This is a genomic window from Yoonia litorea, assembly GCF_900114675.1.
Lineage (GTDB): Bacteria > Pseudomonadota > Alphaproteobacteria > Rhodobacterales > Rhodobacteraceae > Yoonia > Yoonia litorea.
The window spans coordinates 1-17,622 of record NZ_FOZM01000004.1; the positions used below are offsets into that span (position 1 = coordinate 1).

12 protein-coding genes are annotated in these 17,622 nt (G+C 56.7%); 2 read left to right on the forward strand and 10 right to left on the reverse strand.

Going from position 1 to position 17,622, the window contains the following annotated elements:
- From BM316_RS16575 to rpsL, 4 genes are all read right to left on the reverse strand, one after another.
- Positions 1 to 95: GTP-binding protein (locus BM316_RS16575; protein WP_034866829.1), on the reverse strand; the 95-nt coding region annotated here is incomplete at its 3' end.
- A gap of 96 nt (positions 96 to 191) precedes the next feature.
- Positions 192 to 2,309 (reverse strand): elongation factor G, encoded by a 2,118-nt coding sequence (gene fusA, locus BM316_RS15440; protein ID WP_090210452.1) that lies wholly within the window; start codon positions 2,307 to 2,309, stop codon positions 192 to 194.
- 15 nt (positions 2,310 to 2,324) lie between these two features.
- Positions 2,325 to 2,795 carry a 30S ribosomal protein S7 gene (gene rpsG, locus BM316_RS15445; protein WP_090210454.1) on the reverse strand — a complete coding sequence of 157 codons (471 nt, stop codon included), beginning with the start codon at positions 2,793 to 2,795 and terminating at the stop codon, positions 2,325 to 2,327.
- A gap of 87 nt (positions 2,796 to 2,882) precedes the next feature.
- Positions 2,883 to 3,254 (reverse strand): 30S ribosomal protein S12, encoded by a 372-nt coding sequence (rpsL, locus tag BM316_RS15450; protein ID WP_090210456.1) that lies wholly within the window; start codon positions 3,252 to 3,254, stop codon positions 2,883 to 2,885.
- A gap of 403 nt (positions 3,255 to 3,657) precedes the next feature.
- Here rpsL and BM316_RS15455 point away from each other — a divergent pair, with 403 nt between their 5' ends.
- Complete coding sequence (locus BM316_RS15455) at positions 3,658 to 4,227, forward strand: hypothetical protein (protein WP_090210458.1); 570 nt, start codon at positions 3,658 to 3,660, stop codon at positions 4,225 to 4,227.
- Here BM316_RS15455 and BM316_RS15460 read toward each other — a convergent pair.
- The 6 genes from BM316_RS15460 to rplJ form a co-directional block, all read right to left on the reverse strand.
- Positions 4,224 to 5,123, reverse strand: a complete 900-nt coding sequence (locus BM316_RS15460) for a DMT family transporter (RefSeq protein WP_090210460.1) — start codon at positions 5,121 to 5,123, stop codon at positions 4,224 to 4,226. The genes BM316_RS15455 and BM316_RS15460 overlap by 4 nt on opposite strands.
- A gap of 63 nt (positions 5,124 to 5,186) precedes the next feature.
- Positions 5,187 to 5,663, reverse strand: coding sequence for a universal stress protein (locus tag BM316_RS15465; protein WP_311135674.1), 477 nt, complete (start codon positions 5,661 to 5,663; stop codon positions 5,187 to 5,189).
- A 188-nt stretch (positions 5,664 to 5,851) separates the two neighbouring features.
- Complete coding sequence (rpoC, locus tag BM316_RS15470; protein WP_090210462.1) at positions 5,852 to 10,093, reverse strand: DNA-directed RNA polymerase subunit beta'; 4,242 nt, start codon at positions 10,091 to 10,093, stop codon at positions 5,852 to 5,854.
- A gap of 54 nt (positions 10,094 to 10,147) precedes the next feature.
- Positions 10,148 to 14,287: a DNA-directed RNA polymerase subunit beta gene (gene rpoB, locus BM316_RS15475; protein WP_090210464.1), complete on the reverse strand. Its 4,140-nt coding sequence runs from the start codon at positions 14,285 to 14,287 to the stop codon at positions 10,148 to 10,150.
- A gap of 245 nt (positions 14,288 to 14,532) precedes the next feature.
- On the reverse strand, positions 14,533 to 14,910 hold the full coding sequence (gene rplL / locus BM316_RS15480; protein WP_090210466.1) for a 50S ribosomal protein L7/L12: 378 nt from the start codon (positions 14,908 to 14,910) through the stop codon (positions 14,533 to 14,535).
- A 68-nt stretch (positions 14,911 to 14,978) separates the two neighbouring features.
- A complete protein-coding gene (gene rplJ, locus BM316_RS15485; protein ID WP_090210468.1) occupies positions 14,979 to 15,491 on the reverse strand; it encodes a 50S ribosomal protein L10 in 513 nt (170 codons plus the stop codon).
- Between the two features lie 328 nt (positions 15,492 to 15,819).
- Between rplJ and BM316_RS15490 the strand changes: the two genes are divergently transcribed.
- Positions 15,820 to 17,616, forward strand: coding sequence for a putative bifunctional diguanylate cyclase/phosphodiesterase (locus BM316_RS15490; RefSeq protein ID WP_090210470.1), 1,797 nt, complete (start codon positions 15,820 to 15,822; stop codon positions 17,614 to 17,616).
- The last annotated feature ends 6 nt before the right edge of the window (positions 17,617 to 17,622 follow it).

A 17,622-nucleotide genomic window follows, 5' to 3' on the forward strand; every position in this document is an offset into this window, starting at 1 on the left:
ATCGCCGCTGTCAGTGTCGTCTTGCCGTGGTCAACGTGACCAATCGTGCCGATGTTCACGTGCGGCTTATTACGTTCAAACTTTTCCTTAGCCATGGAAGGCCTCCTTGAATTTGATTTTTTGCAGGGAACGGGCAGCGCCCGTCCGACATGTGTTGGATCGGGGTGGCGGGGCAGGCCCCGCCGTCCCGTTTATGCGTATTTGGCCTGGATCTCTTCGGAGATGTTGTTTGGCACCGGATCGTAGTGGTCGAACTGCATCGTAAACTGCGCACGGCCCGAAGACATGGAGCGCAATGTGTTGATGTAGCCGAACATGTTGGCAAGCGGCACCATCGCGTCGATGGCAATCGCGTTACCGCGTGTATCCTGACCAGAAACCTGACCGCGACGTGATGTCAGGTCACCGATGATACCACCGGTATACTCTTCTGGTGTGATCACCTCGACCTTCATTACTGGCTCAAGCAGTTTCGCGCCAGCTTTGCGCATGCCTTCACGCATACACATACGGGCTGCGATTTCGAACGCCAGAACCGAGGAGTCAACATCGTGGAACTTACCGTCCAGGAGTTGCACCTTGAAGTCGATCACGGGGAAGCCTGCCAGAGGACCGCTGTCCATGACGGATTGGATGCCTTTTTCAACACCTGGGATGTATTCCTTCGGAACAGCACCACCAACGATCAGCGATTCAAACGAATAGCCTTCGCCTGGCTCTGTCGGGATGATGTTCAGCTTCACTTCAGCAAACTGACCGGAACCACCGGACTGTTTCTTGTGGGTGTAGCTGTGCTCAACCGGGTGGCCGATGGTTTCACGATAAGCCACCTGTGGCGCACCGATGTTGGCTTCAACCTTGAATTCACGCTTCATGCGGTCAACGAGGATGTCGAGGTGCAATTCGCCCATACCCTTCATGATGGTCTGACCTGATTCCAGGTCAGTCTCAACACGGAAGGATGGATCTTCCGCAGCCAGACGCTGCAGAGCGATACCCATCTTTTCCTGGTCGCCTTTGGTCTTTGGCTCAACGGCAATCTCGATCACTGGATCGGGGAATGTCATTGTTTCCAGAACCACCGGATCCTGCTGATCGCAGAGTGTGTCACCGGTTGTGGTGTTCTTCAGACCACCCAGCGCGATGATGTCGCCGGCAAATGCCTCATCGATCTCTTCGCGGTTGTTGGAGTGCATCATCATCATACGGCCAACACGCTCTTTGTTCCCCTTGGTGGAGTTGAGCATGGTGTCGCCTTTCTTGAGCACACCGGAGTAGATGCGCGTGAAGGTCAGCGAGCCCACAAATGGGTCGTTCATGATTTTGAATGCCAGACCGGAGAAAGCCATGTTGTCGTCCGCACGGCGGGCGATATTGCGGACTTCTTCCTCGTCGCCGGGCTTGAAGCCCATGTAGTCAACAACGTCGAGCGGGCTCGGCAGGTAGTCGATCACAGCGTTGAGCAATGGCTGAACGCCTTTGTTCTTGAACGCAGAACCGCCAAGAACAGGCACGAATGCCATCGACAATGTCCCTTTGCGCAGCAGTTTGCGCAGTGTTGGAACGTCTGGCTCGTTTCCTTCGAGGTATTCCATCATGGCGTCGTCGTCCATTTCGACGGCGGCTTCGACCATTTTGTTGCGCCATTCGTCAGCCATGTCTTTGAGGCTGTCACGAATAGGTGCCTTGACCCATGATGCGCCAAGGTCTTCGCCCTGCCACAGCCATTCTTCCATGGTCACCAGATCAATAAGGCCCTCCAGCTCGTTCTCGGCACCGATCGGAATACCGACTGGCACAGCTTTTGCGCCGGTGCGGCTTTCGATCATGCGAACGCAGTTGAAGAAGTCAGCGCCGATCTTGTCCATCTTGTTGACGAAGACCATGCGTGGAACTTTGTAACGGTCAGCCTGACGCCAGACGGTTTCTGTCTGAGGTTCAACGCCAGCGTTGGCGTCCAGAACGCAAACAGCACCATCGAGAACGGCCAGCGAACGCTCGACTTCGATTGTGAAGTCAACGTGGCCGGGTGTGTCGATGATGTTCAGACGGTGCTTTGGGCTGTCTGCTTCGGTTCCGTTTTCGGTGCGTTCCCAGAATGTGGTTGTCGCAGCGGAGGTAATCGTGATCCCGCGTTCCTGCTCCTGCTCCATCCAGTCCATCGTTGCTGCGCCGTCGTGGACTTCGCCGATGTTGTGGGATTTGCCGGTGTAATACAGGATCCGCTCAGAGCAGGTTGTTTTCCCTGCGTCGATGTGGGCCATGATGCCGAAGTTACGGTATAGTTCGAGGGGATAGTCGCGTGCCATTGGTATGCTTTCCTCTTACCAGCGGTAGTGGCTGAACGCTTTGTTGGCGTCGGCCATCTTGTGGGTGTCTTCACGCTTCTTGACGGCTGTGCCGCGGCCGTTGACCGCATCGATCAGCTCGCCTGCGAGGCGCTCTTCCATGGTGTTTTCGTTGCGCTTTTTCGCAGCAGCAATCAGCCAGCGGATGGCAAGTGCTTCGCGGCGCTCAGGGCGGACTTCAACAGGCACCTGATAAGTCGCACCACCAACACGGCGGGAGCGGACTTCGACAGCTGGTTTGATGTTGTCGAGACCCTCGTGGAAAACTTCCACAGGAGACTTCTTCAGTTTCTCTTCAACGCGATCGAATGCGTTGTAGACGATCTTTTCAGCGACGGATTTCTTTCCGTCGATCATCAGGTTGTTCATGAACTTTGTCAGAACAACATCGCCAAACTTTGCGTCTGGCAGAACTTGGCGTTTTTCAGCGGCGTGACGACGTGACATGCGCTTCTCTCTCTTCGTTTCTGGGACGCCAGGGCGGACCCCGGCCTACGGTTAGCGGGTAGGGCGGGATTGATCCCGCCGGCCCAATTACTTCGGACGCTTCGCGCCGTACTTCGAACGACGCTGCTTACGGTCTTTGACACCCTGGGTATCCAGAACACCGCGCAGGATGTGGTAACGCACACCTGGAAGGTCTTTCACACGGCCGCCGCGGATCAGAACAACGGAGTGTTCCTGAAGGTTGTGGCTTTCACCAGGGATGTAGGAAATGACTTCGTAGCCGTTGGTCAAACGCACCTTGGCAACTTTCCGCATCGCGGAGTTCGGCTTCTTCGGTGTCGTTGTGTAAACGCGTGTGCAAACACCGCGCTTTTGTGGGCATCCCTCCATGTGGAGCGACTTGGATCGTGTAACTTTCGGCTGGCGCGGCTTGCGGATCAGCTGCTGAATCGTTGGCATCGTTTGATGTTCCCATCTATTCACATATTGCGTCCGGCAAACGCGGGTTTCATAAGCGTGCCTTCATCTGTTGAAAGCACAAAAATTCCGCAGTCGAACCCTTACCGGAGGTTCGGTGCGGTGAGTTCCAGAGGAACAGGACGACAAAATTGTCCGGTTCTTGGCCACTACAGTTTTGATATCGGGACGACGGAGGGATCGCCCCCAGCCCGGATGTGCGGCGTATAGGGGGAGTCGAATGGGGTGTCAACAGCCCGCACGGGGGCAATCCGGTGGCTGGGCGTTCTGGCGCTGAATGATTGGCCCAGACCGGACTGATATCGCATAACAGCCAGATTTTATTGCCTAGCACAGGCGACGGGCACACATAGCCTCCAGATATTATTTGCCGGAGAACCTATAGATGTTTCGTGTGACGATCCCCGCTCTGACCTTGCTGACCGCCGCCGCCTGCGCGAGCCCAAATCCACCCACTGTTTCTGCCGCGGACGTCGACCGCGCTTACGCAGAAGCGCGCTATATCAGCGGGCTGCCTTTCACCGCCACAGGTGATTTGCCGACTGGAACCGTAACCTATGAGGGGCAACTGGGGGCAACAGTGACCGGTGATGTGGAAGGCAGCATTCTTGGCGATATGACCATGAACGTGGGATTTGCCTCAAACGACGTGTCCGGCGACGTCAGCAACATCAACCTGATCGACACTGACGGACGGCCAGACCAGCGCCTCGATGGAAGCCTCGGGATCGACGGCTTCGAGAGTGCCGGTCGTATTGACGCCTTTGCTTCCGGCCGCCTTGAGGCCATTGATGATGGTGGTTTCATCCGTGAAAGCGATGTGCTGCTGACGCTTGACGGTGATGTCTTTGACGATCGCAGCCGTGGTGACGCCGTGTTTGGTTCGGCGCAGGGCAACGGGATCGGCGATCTTGAAATCGAGGTTGATGGTGTGTTTTTCGGCACCCGAAACTAGCGGATACGGTCGGGGATCATGCGGGGCGTGCGCCGCAGGCGCGTTTCACGGTAAAGCGTGAAAAGCCCCGTCGCCACAACGACCCCTGCGCCGACCAAGGCCAGTGCATTCGGCCATTCGTCAAAAATGACCACGCCCAGCACCAGTGCAACAAGCAAGCTGCTGTAGCGAAACGGCGCGACGAAGGCGATCTCGCCAAAGCGCATCGCGTTGACTGATGCGATATAGCCAAAGATCAAGCAAAGGGTCGCGCCTGAAAGCTGGAGTGCGGATGTGGTAGAGAAAGCAGCCCATGGTGTGAACATCGCACCGACCGCGCCCAAGCCTGTCACACCCACCGCCGCGACCAATGCCACAAACACCGAAGGAACGTCACGTGACATGCGGCGCACCGCAATGTCGCGCAAAGTGACGCAAGCCACCGCCCCCAGGGCATAGAGGCTGTATGCGCTGAAGTCCGCGCCCCCTGGCTGGATGATCAGCAGGACCCCTGCAAAACCGATGGCGATTGCAGTCAGGCGTCGCCAGCCTAATGGTTCACGTAGAATGACCGCTGCTGCCAGACTGACCGAGAGCGGCAACGCCTGCAAAATCGCGCTGACGTTAGCGATAGGCATGTTGAAAAGTGCGGTCAGAAAAAAGAACGTACCGCCGACTTCGCCAGCCGACCGCAGGATCACCAATCCCCAGTCCCGCCGGCCGAGGTTGAACTTCAGTTGGCCGAGCATCCGGCACATCAGTGTCAGAAAGACGATTGCCCCCATGCCGCGAAAGAGGATTGCCTGAAACAGAGGGATCTCGTCCGACAGGGCCTTCATAAAGGCGTCGTTGAACGTATAGGCGCACATCGCGCCCGCCATAATCAACGCGCCGCGAATGTTGTCGGAGACTGTCATGGGCCTGCCGTATCAGCAGGCCCTTTCACCTTCTAGTCAGAAACCGTCAGATGATGTCGCCTGCTATCTCAGCACGTGCACGGCGCAATGGGCATGGCGCACGACCTTCGCGGCGGTCGAGCCGAGAAGGTAATCCTGCATTCCCGGCTGATGACTTGCGATAATGATCAGGTCCACGTCATTGTTGTTTGCATGCGCAAGAATGGTGCGGGACGAATGGCCATCGACGACCAGTGTTGTCGCGCCCTCCACGCCTTCGGTCAGTTCCTTCAGGCTTTCAACGATGTCGGCCTTCGCGGCGTCAAGGTGGCCGGCTGGCAGGTATTCAGTTGCATATTGCGGTAGCTGTTCCATGACGTGCAGGCAGGTAATCTGTCCGCCTTCTGCACGGAGGCTCTTTGCAATCTCCATTGCGCCCTTGGCGTTGCGGTCGGCCTCGAATGAGACGGGAACAAGGATGTTTTTGTACATGACGGTCTCCTTTGAATTGGTTGATCCATCATAGCGCGACAGCGCTGAAACCGCCTTGATCTGCGTCATGGGACGGCCTGATTGGTATGCCCGTTCGTAGATTGATCGCTGGCCAGACCGCATTTTCATGGATCCGCAGAATGGCACTTAATCGTCTGTGGCCCGTCCTATTGGTCGAGGCCCACGAAACAGAACCCCCTAAGAAAAACGGCCCCTGCTTTCGCAAGGGCCGTTCCAATTTTCACGTGTATCGACGCTTATTCGTCGTCGCCCTTTGGAGCATCGGCGAAGACCTGATCTTCGGACACATCACCACCCATTTCCATAGGTGCGGCGAGTGCAGCAGCGGCCTCGGCCTCTTCGCGGCGGGCTTCGATCACGACGTTGTCGCGGTCAGCCGCGATACGGCGTACGCGCTGTGTCGCACCGCCGGTACCGGCAGGGATCAGACGACCAACAATGACGTTCTCTTTCAGACCGATCAGCTTGTCACGCTTGCCCTGAACCGAAGCTTCGGTCAGCACGCGCGTGGTTTCCTGGAACGATGCCGCAGAGATGAACGAGCGTGTCTGCAACGATGCTTTGGTGATACCAAGCAGAATTGGCTCGCCTGTCGCAGGGCGATCGCCGCGCGCCAGAGCCTTTTCGTTGGCTTCATCAAATTCAGCCTTATCGACAGTTTCGCCTTTCAGCAGAACCGTGTCACCGCTGTCCTGAATCTCCCACTTCTGGAGCATCTGTCGCACGATGACTTCGATGTGCTTGTCGTTGATCTTCACACCCTGCAGGCGATAGACGTCCTGCACCTCGTCGATCATGTAGTCCGCAAGGGCCTCGACCCCCAGAACCGCAAGAATGTCATGCGGTGCAGGGTTACCGTCCATGATGTAGTCACCCTTCTGGACGAAGTCACCTTCCGCAACCGGAATGTGCTTGCCCTTGGGCACCATGTATTCGACCTTCACGTCCGGATCTTCGGAGCTTTCAATCGCGATGCGGCGCTTGTTCTTGTAGTCCTTGCCGAAGCGCACATAACCATCGATTTCGGCAATGATCGCGTGATCCTTCGGACGGCGGGCTTCAAAGAGTTCGGCCACACGTGGCAGACCACCGGTGATGTCCTTGGTCTTGGCACCTTCGCGCGGAATACGTGCGATGACGTCACCCGCTTTGATTTCCTGACCGTCTTCGACCGACAGAATGGCGTCCACAGACATCGGATAGGCGACAGGGTTGCCGTCTTCCTTGACTGCTGGTTCACCGTTCTCGCCAACCACGATGATCTTTGGTGCAAGCTCGTTGCCCTTTGGTGCAGCACGCCAGTCGGCCACGATGCGCTGGGTCATACCCGTTGCATCGTCGGTTTCCTCGCGTACGGCGATACCATTGACCAGATCAACATATTTGGCTGTACCGGACTGCTCGGCAATGATTGGCAGTGTATATGGGTCCCATTCAAAGAGCTTGTCGCCACGGGCCACATCAGCGCCCTCTTTGACAAACACCTTGGAGCCATAGCCAACCTTATGCGTTGCGCGTTCTTCACCTTCCTCGTCGAGGATGGACAGGACCATGTTGCGGCCCATCACGACCATCTCGCCAGCGGCGTTTTCAAGCAGTTGCGCGTTCTTGAACGCGATCTTGCCTGGCTGCGACGCCTCCTGGAAGGATTGCTGACCACCTTGGGCAACACCACCGATGTGGAATGTCCGCATCGTAAGCTGCGTGCCCGGTTCACCGATGGACTGTGCTGCGATGATACCGACAGCTTCGCCGATGTTCACGCGTGTACCGCGTGCAAGGTCACGGCCATAGCACATGGCACAAACGCCATCTTCGGACTCACAGGTCAGCGGGCTGCGGATGCGCATCTTGCCGATGTTGGCCGCATCCAGAAGGTCCGCCTTGCGTTCGTCGATCAGTTCACCGGCTTCGACCAGCACCTCATCAGTGCCAGGCTTGAGCACATCATCAGCCGAGACACGACCCAGAACACGCTCTGCCAGCGATGCCACGACTTCACCGTCGTTGACGGCAGCTTCGGCTGTGATGGCGCGTTCTGTTCCGCAATCAAGCTCACGCACGATGCAGTCCTGCGCCACGTCAACCAGACGACGTGTCAGGTAGCCTGAGTTCGCGGTCTTCAACGCCGTATCCGACAGACCCTTACGGGCGCCGTGGGTCGAGTTGAAGTACTCAAGAACGGTCAGACCTTCCTTAAAGTTCGAGATGATCGGTGTTTCGATGATCTCGCCGTTCGGCTTGGCCATCAGGCCGCGCATCCCGCCGAGCTGCTTCATCTGTGTGACCGAACCACGCGCACCGGAGTGGGCCATCATGTAAACCGAGTTTGGTTCACCTTCAGAGCCATCCTCGCCTTTTGGCGTAGTGGAGATCGTACCCATCATCGCGTCAGTGACTTTGTCGTTGGCTTTCGACCAAGCATCGACCACTTTGTTGTACTTTTCGCCCTGTGTGATCAGGCCGTCCATGTACTGCTGTTCAAAGTCCTTGACCTGCTCGCGTGTTTCATCGACCAGTTCCCACTTGGTGTCAGGCACAACCATGTCGTCCTTACCGAACGAAATGCCTGCCTTGAACGCTTCGCGGAAGCCCATCGTCATGATCTGGTCACAGAAGATGACAGACTCTTTCTGACCACAGTAGCGGTAGACGGTGTCGATGACCTGCTGCACTTCTTTCTTGCGCAGCAGACGGTTGACGAGATCAAAAGGTGCCTTGGCATTCAGTGGCAGAAGCGCACCGAGGCGCAAGCGCCCTGGTGTCGTTTCAAACCGCTTCATCACTTCGTTGCCTTCATCATCAATCTGGGTCAGGCGCGCGGTGATCTTGGCGTGCAGGTGCACCTCACCTGCGGTCAGCGCGTGCTCGACTTCTTCGATGTTGGCAAACGACATGCCCTCACCCTTCATGCCTTCACGCATGATGGTGGTGTAGTAGAGACCCAGGATCATGTCCTGTGACGGCACGATGATCGGGCTGCCGTTTGCAGGCGACAGCACGTTGTTCGTGGACATCATCAGAACGCGGGCTTCCAGCTGCGCCTCAAGGCTCAGCGGCACGTGAACGGCCATCTGGTCACCGTCGAAGTCAGCGTTAAACGCGGAACAGACGAGCGGGTGAAGCTGGATGGCTTTCCCTTCGATCAGCACAGGTTCGAATGCCTGAATACCCAAACGGTGCAGCGTTGGCGCGCGGTTGAGCATGACAGGGTGTTCGCGGATCACCTCATCAAGGATATCCCAGACTTCGGGGCGCTCTTTCTCGACCAGTTTCTTGGCTTGCTTGACCGTTGAGGAAAGGCCCTTGGCTTCAAGGCGCGAGTAGATGAACGGCTTGAAAAGTTCGAGCGCCATCTTCTTGGGCAGACCGCACTGATGCAGCTTGAGTTCAGGACCGGTCACGATGACCGAACGGCCAGAGAAGTCGACGCGCTTACCCAGAAGGTTCTGGCGGAAACGGCCCTGCTTGCCTTTCAGCATATCGGACAGCGACTTCAGCGGACGCTTGTTGGCACCGGTAATGACGCGACCGCGACGGCCGTTGTCAAACAGAGCGTCAACAGATTCCTGAAGCATCCGCTTTTCGTTGCGGACGATGATGTCAGGTGCGCGCAGCTCGATCAGGCGCTTCAGACGGTTGTTCCGGTTGATCACACGACGATAGAGATCATTCAGATCAGATGTCGCGAAACGGCCACCATCAAGCGGCACCAGCGGGCGCAGCTCTGGCGGGATCACAGGAATGACGGTCATCACCATCCACTCAGGACGGTTGCCGGATTCGATGAAGTTCTCGACGATTTTCAGACGCTTGATGATCTTCTTGGGCTTCAGTTCACCTGTCGCCTCTTTCAGATCAGCGCGCAGCTGTTCTGCTTCGGACTCAAGGTCGATCTGCGCCAGCATTTCGCGGATCGCTTCGGCACCGATGTTGGCGGTGAAGGCGTCCATGCCGTAAAGATCCTGCGCATCAAGGAACTCTTCCTCGGTCATCAGCTGACCATAGGTGAGGTCCGTCAGACCAGGTTCGATCACAACGTAGTTTTCGAAGTAGAGGATACGCTCAAGATCACGCAGCGTCATGTCCAGCATCAGGCCGATGCGGGATGGCAGCGACTTGAGGAACCAGATGTGCGCAACAGGCGCGGCCAGTTCGATGTGGCCCATACGCTCGCGACGAACCTTTTGCAGCGTGACTTCCACACCGCATTTCTCGCAGACAACGCCGCGATACTTCATGCGCTTATATTTGCCGCACAGGCACTCGTAATCCTTGATCGGGCCAAAGATACGCGCACAAAACAGGCCGTCGCGCTCTGGCTTGAACGTCCGGTAGTTGATTGTTTCGGGCTTTTTGATCTCGCCAAAGGACCAAGACAGGATCCGTTCAGGCGAGGCCAGCGAGACCTTGATTTCGTCAAACGTTTTCGCCGGTGTCAGCGGGTTAAACGGGTTATTTGTCAGTTCCTGGTTCATCTTCAATTCCTTGAATTGGGGTGCGTTGAGAGGTGGGGGAGCAAGGCTCGCGCCTTACTCCTCATCCTCCGCATCCAGGAGTTCCATGTTGAGGCCGAGGCCCCGCACTTCTTTCACCAGCACGTTGAACGACTCTGGCACACCGGCCTCGAAGTTGTCCTCGCCTTTGACGATGCTCTCGTAGACTTTCGTCCGGCCTGCCACGTCATCCGACTTCACAGTCAGCATTTCCTGCAGGGTGTAAGCAGCGCCGTAGGCTTCCAGTGCCCAGACTTCCATTTCCCCGAAACGCTGGCCGCCGAACTGGGCTTTACCGCCCAGAGGCTGCTGCGTGACAAGGCTGTAAGGCCCGGTGGAACGCGCGTGGATCTTGTCGTCGACAAGGTGATGCAGCTTGAGCAGATACTTCACACCGACCGTAACAGGGCGGCTGAACTGCTCGCCTGTGCGGCCATCGTAAAGCACTGACTGACCGGAGGTGCTGAAACCGGCGCGCACCAGCGCGTCGTTAACATCAGCCTCTTTCGCACCGTCGAAGACAGGTGTCGCAATCGGCACACCGCGTGTGACGTTGCCGGCAGCCTCGATCAGGTCATCCTCGCCCATACCGGCGATGCCTTCATCGTAGACATCGTCGCCATAGACGATCTTCATCGCGTCACGCACAGGTGTCAGATCACCAGAGCGGCGGTACTCGTCCAGCGCTTCGTCAATCTGCAGACCAAGACCGCGTGCGGCCCAGCCCATGTGTGTTTCGAGGATCTGACCGACGTTCATACGCGACGGCACGCCCAGCGGGTTCAGACAGAAGTCGACAGGTGTACCATCGGCAAGGAACGGCATGTCTTCCATCGGCACAACCTTGGAAATAACACCCTTGTTCCCGTGACGACCGGCCATCTTGTCGCCGGGCTGCAGCTTGCGCTTCACAGCCACGAAGACCTTGACCATCTTCATCACACCCGGTGGAAGATCGTCACCGCGACGCACTTTCTCGACCTTATCCTCGAAGCGGGCATCCATTGCCTTCTTCTGGATTTCGTACTGTTCGTTCAGTGCTTCGACGATCTTGGCATCATCTTCGTCTTCCATGGCAAGCTGCCACCACTGTCCGCGGGACAGATCGGCAACGCTTTCCTCAGACACAACCGACCCTGCCTTGAAGCCTTTCGGCCCTTTGACAGCTTTCTTGCCGTTGATGATGTCCCACAGACGCGCGTAGATGTTGCGATCAAGGATCGCCAACTCATCGTCACGGTCACGTGCGAGGCGCTCGACCTCTTCACGCTCGATCTGCAGCGCACGCTCGTCTTTTTCTACGCCGTGGCGGTTAAAGACACGCACTTCAACAACCGTGCCGAAGTCGCCTGGCGGCAGACGCAGTGATGTATCACGCACGTCGGAGGCTTTCTCACCAAAGATGGCGCGCAGCAGCTTTTCTTCTGGCGTCATCGGGCTTTCGCCCTTTGGTGTGATCTTGCCGACCAGAATGTCCGCGGGCCCGACCTCGGCACCGATGTAGACGATGCCAGCCTCGTCGAGGTTGCGCAGCGCTTCTTCACCGACGTTCGGAATGTCGCGGGTGATTTCTTCTGGCCCGAGCTTGGTGTCACGGGCGGCAACTTCGAATTCTTCGATATGGATCGATGTGAACACGTCGTCGCGCACGATACGCTCGGAGATCAGGATGGAGTCTTCGTAGTTGTAACCGTTCCACGGCATGAACGCGACGACCACGTTCTTACCCAGCGCCAGTTCACCCAGATCGGTCGATGGTCCGTCTGCGATCACCTGGCCCTTCTGGACCATGTCACCCACCTTCACAAGCGGACGCTGGTTGATGCAGGTGTTCTGGTTGGACCGCTGAAACTTGCGCATCCGGTAGATGTCAACGCCTGCGTCGCCCAGTTCGAGATCTTCGGTGGCACGGATAACGATACGCTGGGCATCGACCTGGTCGATGATCCCTGCACGCTTTGCCATGATCGCAGCACCGGAATCGCGGGCCACAACCTCTTCGATACCTGTACCAACCAGCGGTGCCTCTGCCTGCAGCAGCGGCACAGCCTGACGTTGCATGTTCGAACCCATCAGCGCGCGGTTCGCGTCGTCGTTTTCAAGGAACGGGATAAGCGAGGCCGCAACAGAGACCAGCTGCTTTGGCGACACGTCGATCAGATCGACACTCTCGCGTGGAGACAGCGTGTAATCACCATTCTTACGGGTCGACACCAACTCGTTGTTGAAACGGCCTTCGCCGTCAACATTCGCATTGGCCTGCGCCACTGTGTGACGCATTTCTTCCGTAGCGGACATGTAGCTGACGTCATCCGTCACCTGACCGTCTACAACCTTGCGGTAAGGTGTTTCGATAAAGCCGTACTTGTTCACGCGGGCAAATGTCGCCAGTGAGTTGATCAGACCGATGTTCGGACCTTCCCGTGTTTCAATCGGGCACATGCGACCGTAGTGGGTCGGGTGCACGTCGCGCACCTCAAAGCCCGCGCGTTCACGTGTCAGACCACCAGGCCCAAGGGCCGACAGACGGCGCTTGTGAGTGACTTCAGAAAGCGGGTTTGTCTGGTCCATGAACTGCGACAGCTGCGAAGAGCCGAAGAATTCACGCACGGCAGCCGCAGCAGGCTTCGCGTTGATCAGGTCCTGCGGCATCACAGTGTCGATCTCGACGCTAGACATACGCTCTTTGATCGCGCGCTCCATCCGCAGCAGACCAACGCGGTACTGGTTTTCCATCAACTCGCCAACGGAACGAACGCGGCGGTTGCCGAGGTGGTCGATATCGTCCACATCGCCGTTGCCATCACGCAGTTCGACCAGCGCCTTGATGCAGGCCACGATGTCTTCCTTGCGCAGAGTGCGCATGGTGTCTTCTGCATCGAGGTCCAGACGCATGTTCATCTTTACGCGACCAACAGCCGAAAGATCATAGCGCTCGCTATCGAAGAACAGCGTGTCGAACAGGGCCGACGCGGACTCAACGGTCGGTGGCTCACCTGGGCGCATGACACGGTAGATATCCATGAGCGCGGTTTCGCGGTTCATGTTCTTGTCCTGCGCCATGGTGTTGCGCATGTAGGCGCCCACGGTCACGTTATCGATGTCAAGCACTGGGATCGTGGTGATACCAGCGTCAAGCAGGTCCTTCAGCGTGCCGCCGATAACCTCGCCGTCCTTGTCACGCTCAAGCGTCAGCTCATCACCGGCTTCAACATAGATTGCGCCGTTTTCCTCGTTGATGATGTCCTCAGCAACAAACTTGCCCACGATGTTCTCGTATGGGACGAGCAGGTCTGTGACTTCGCCAGCATCGATCAATTTCTTGACCGAACGCGGCGTGACTTTCTCACCGGCTTTGGCGATCACTTCGCCAGTCTTCGCGTCGACCAGATCAAAGGTCGGACGTGTGCCGCGCACACGCTCAGGGAAGAACTTGGTGACCCATGCCTTTGCCTTCTTGTCGAACTTGTAATCAACGGTGTTGTAGTAAGCATTCATGATGCTTTCCTGGTCCATGCCCAGTGCATAAAGCAGGGTGGTCACAGGCAACTTACGACGACGGTCGATACGGCAGAACACCAGATCTTTGGCGTCAAACTCAAAGTCGAGCCAGCTACCGCGGTATGGGATGATGCGGCAGGCAAACAGCAGTTTGCCGGAAGAATGGGTTTTGCCCTTGTCGTGGTCAAAGAACACGCCCGGCGAACGGTGCATCTGGGAGACGATCACACGCTCGGTGCCGTTGACGACAAATGTGCCGTTTGGCGTCATCAAAGGCATATCGCCCATAAAGACGTCCTGTTCCTTGATGTCCTTGACGGACTTCGCGCCTGTATCTTCATCGACATCAAAGACGATCAGGCGGAGCGTCACCTTCAAAGGTGCGCTGTATGTCATGTCACGCTGCTGGCATTCCTCAACGTCATACTTCGGCTTTTCCAGCTCGTATTTGACGAATTCGAGAACAGCAGTCTCGTTGAAATCCTTGATCGGGAAGACCGACTGGAACACGCCCTTGATGCCTTCGCCATCAGCAGGCTGATCGCCATCGCCTGAGCGCAGGAACAAGTCGTATGAGGATTTCTGAACCTCGATGAGGTTCGGCATTTCAAGCACTTCACGGATTTTGCCGTAGTACTTACGCAGGCGTTTCTGTCCAAGGAACGTAGAAGCCATGTGCGATGTCACCTTTTGCTTTGTCTCTCGAGCCATGCACCGCCGGGGTCGCGCTGCATCACCCATTTGACCGGGGGCTTGATGTCAATTCGTGGCGGCCGTCCCACCGGCCTCCTCCCGACATCTCAAACCTACCCAAGGGGTCGGTCAGCGTTGGCCGACCTCTAAGACAGGTTTGGCTGGACCCGCATTTCTGCGGGCCCAGCCGAATTTTTTGGCAGATCTTGTCTGCCAGTAGCTTTGGCTTAGGCCAGTTCGACCTCTGCGCCAGCTGCTTCCAGCTTGGCTTTGATGTCTTCTGCTTCTGCCTTGTCCACGCCTTCTTTGATCTTGCCGCCAGCTTCGACCAGGTCCTTGGCTTCTTTCAGGCCAAGACCGGTGATGCCGCGAACTTCTTTGATGACGTTGATTTTCTGTGCGCCAGCGTTCTTGAGAACGACGTCGAATTCTGTCTTCTCTTCAGCAGCTGCGCCAGCGTCGCCACCAGCAGGGCCAGCCATCATGACAGCGCCACCAGCAGCAGGTTCGATACCATACTCGTCCTTGAGGATGGTTTTCAGTTCTTGTGCTTCGAGAAGGGTCAGACCAACGATCTCTTCAGCAAGTTTCTTCAGATCAGCCATTTTATGCTTTCCGTTCGTTTTAAGTGTGTTCCAACGTGAGGGCGCGCCCCCAAGTCAATTCAGATGCTTTATGCAGCTTTCTCTTCGATGGTTGAGAGAATGCTGGCGATGTTCGAAGCAGGTGCGCCAATGGCCCCGGCAATGTTGGAAGCAGGTGCACCGATGCAGCCCACGATGGAAGCAATAAGCTCCTCACGGGATGGCATACCGGCAACAGCTTTCACACCAGCTGGATCCAGCGCTGTCTCGCCCATAGCGCCGCCGAGAACGACGAGCTTGTCGTTATCTTTGGCAAACTTGTCGACAACCTTTGCCGCAGCAACGGGGTCTTCAGAGTAAGCGAGTACAGTCATGCCTGTCAGGTACTGAGCGATGCTTTCGCATGGCTTACCTTCCAAGGCGATTTTGGCGAGTCTGTTCTTGGCAACGCGTACAGAACCGCCCGCTTCACGCATGTTGGCGCGCAGGTCCTGCATTTCAGCAACTGTCATGCCTTCGTAGTGGGCAACCACTACGACGCCAGAGCTTTCAAAGATCTGGCCGAGATCTTCGACCAGCTGTTCTTTTTGTGCTCTATCCACAGTTTCACTCCAAGTTTGGGGTTTCCCCCGGCTCAATTTTGTCAAACGGCTTGGCCGCCCAACATCTACAGTCCATGCAAACGGGGCGCGCCAGATAAGCCTCAAAAGAGCCCTAGAATTCTGGTCTATCCCGTCTCAGGCAGGAATTATCGGCAATCTGCCAACCCACCGTCTCGGACGAACAAAGGCCCGAACGAATCAATCTTTCGGGCCAGGGCTGTTGATTACTTGCTCAGTTATGAAAAGCCAAGGGTATGTTGGGAATTTTCAACGCAGGAAATAGGTGCTGCTAACCAGTTGTTCAAGGTCATCGGACTAGAAGGCTTCTATGACTGCAATGGACCACCATATCGTGCGAGATCTTGAAGATTTTGCCGGGATCGCCTCCGATTGGTTCTGGGAAACCAACGCCGATCACCGCTTCACCTATTTTTCAAGCCGCATGGAAGATGTGACCAAACTGGACTCCAAGCAAATTCTGGGTCAGCGGCGCACAGATGTCGCAATGGTCGATTACAACGATCCGAAGTGGCAGGCGCATCTTGACGATCTCTACTCACATCGCCCCTTCCGTAACTTCGACTACGCGATCCGGCGGCCTTTTGATGGGTCGCTTATGTGGCTGCGCATTGCGGGGCAGCCGCTGTTCGATGCTGACGGGACGTTCTGTGGTTATCGCGGGACGGGGCACGATATCACCCCGGAGAAAATCGCGATGCAGAAGCTCGAAGCGTCAAATCGGGCACTGGCCGAACGCAACACAGAACTGGCGGAGACCCGCAAGGCCCTGGAGCGCAGCGCGAACGAAGATGCGTTGACAGGTCTGCTGAACCGGCGTGCGTTTGAACGGGATTTACAGCAGTTTTTTGATGGCTGCGGATCTAACCTTGGTTTGCTTCATGTCGATCTGGATCGTTTCAAATGGGTGAACGATACGCTTGGCCATGCGGCTGGTGATGCTGTTCTTGTAACGGCAGCAAAAAGGCTCAGCCAGATTGTCGGTGAGGCGGGCAAAATCTATCGCGTGGGCGGCGACGAGTTCCAGATCCTTTTGATTGCGCAACGCGCACATGAAAACGTCAGGTGGTTCGGCGAACATATCGTGGAATGTATGCGGGCGCCCTTCTTCTATGACGGGCATCGCATGACGATTGGCGCCAGTGTCGGGATCGCACTGGTTGATGAAACGATCACCTCACCGCGGGACCTCATCGATCTGGCAGACGGGGCGCTCTACCAGTCCAAAAGGTCGGGTCGTGATACCCTGTCTTGTGCAGCCTATGAGACTCGACAGGAACGCAGCTTCAGGCGGCAACTCTCGTCCGAGCTGCCAAAGGCCATTGAGAAAGGCGCCATCGTCCCGTTTTTCCAACCACAGGTCAACGCACTGACCGGTCGGATTGTGGGAGCGGAAGCCCTCGTACGGTGGAAGCATCCTCGCTTTGGAATTCTCAAACCGGGTCGCTTTCTCGATATCGCGGCAACACTTGGGCTGAGTGCGCAACTCGATCGCGCGGTCCTGAGGCAAACTTTGCGCCTTGCTGACCGTCTGCCAAAGATGGGGCTGTCGCTTGACTCGATTGCGGTCAATACAAGCGCGGGCCGGCTGATCCGCCATGACCTTCTGTCAGATATCCGACAATGGTGGCTGAACCGCGATTGCCAGCTATCGATTGAGCTGCTTGAGACGCTTCATTTCGATGACATGCACGAGTCCTCACCGGTCACAGAACAGCTGCGCCAACTCCGCGATCTCGGTGTGCGGATTGAGATCGACGATTTCGGCAGCGGACGCGCCTCGCTGACCGGTCTTTTGCGCGTTCGTCCCGACAGGATCAAAATCGACCGCAACCTCATACAGGCCGCCGCGCGCGACCCGATGCAGCAAAGCGTGGTTGCCGCAATTTTTGACATGGCGCGCGCTTTAGGTCTGCAAGCCATGGCCGAAGGCGTCGAAACGGCTGAGGATGTCGCGGTGATCCGCAAGCTCGGCTGTGAGGTGTTTCAAGGCTTCTACTATGCACGACCGTTACCGGAAGAGGCATTTTGCAGACTGCTTGCAGAAGGGCTGAAAACAAAAATGGCAGACCCGGAGGGTCTGCCACGTCAATCTACATTGCCTTGAGGCTGG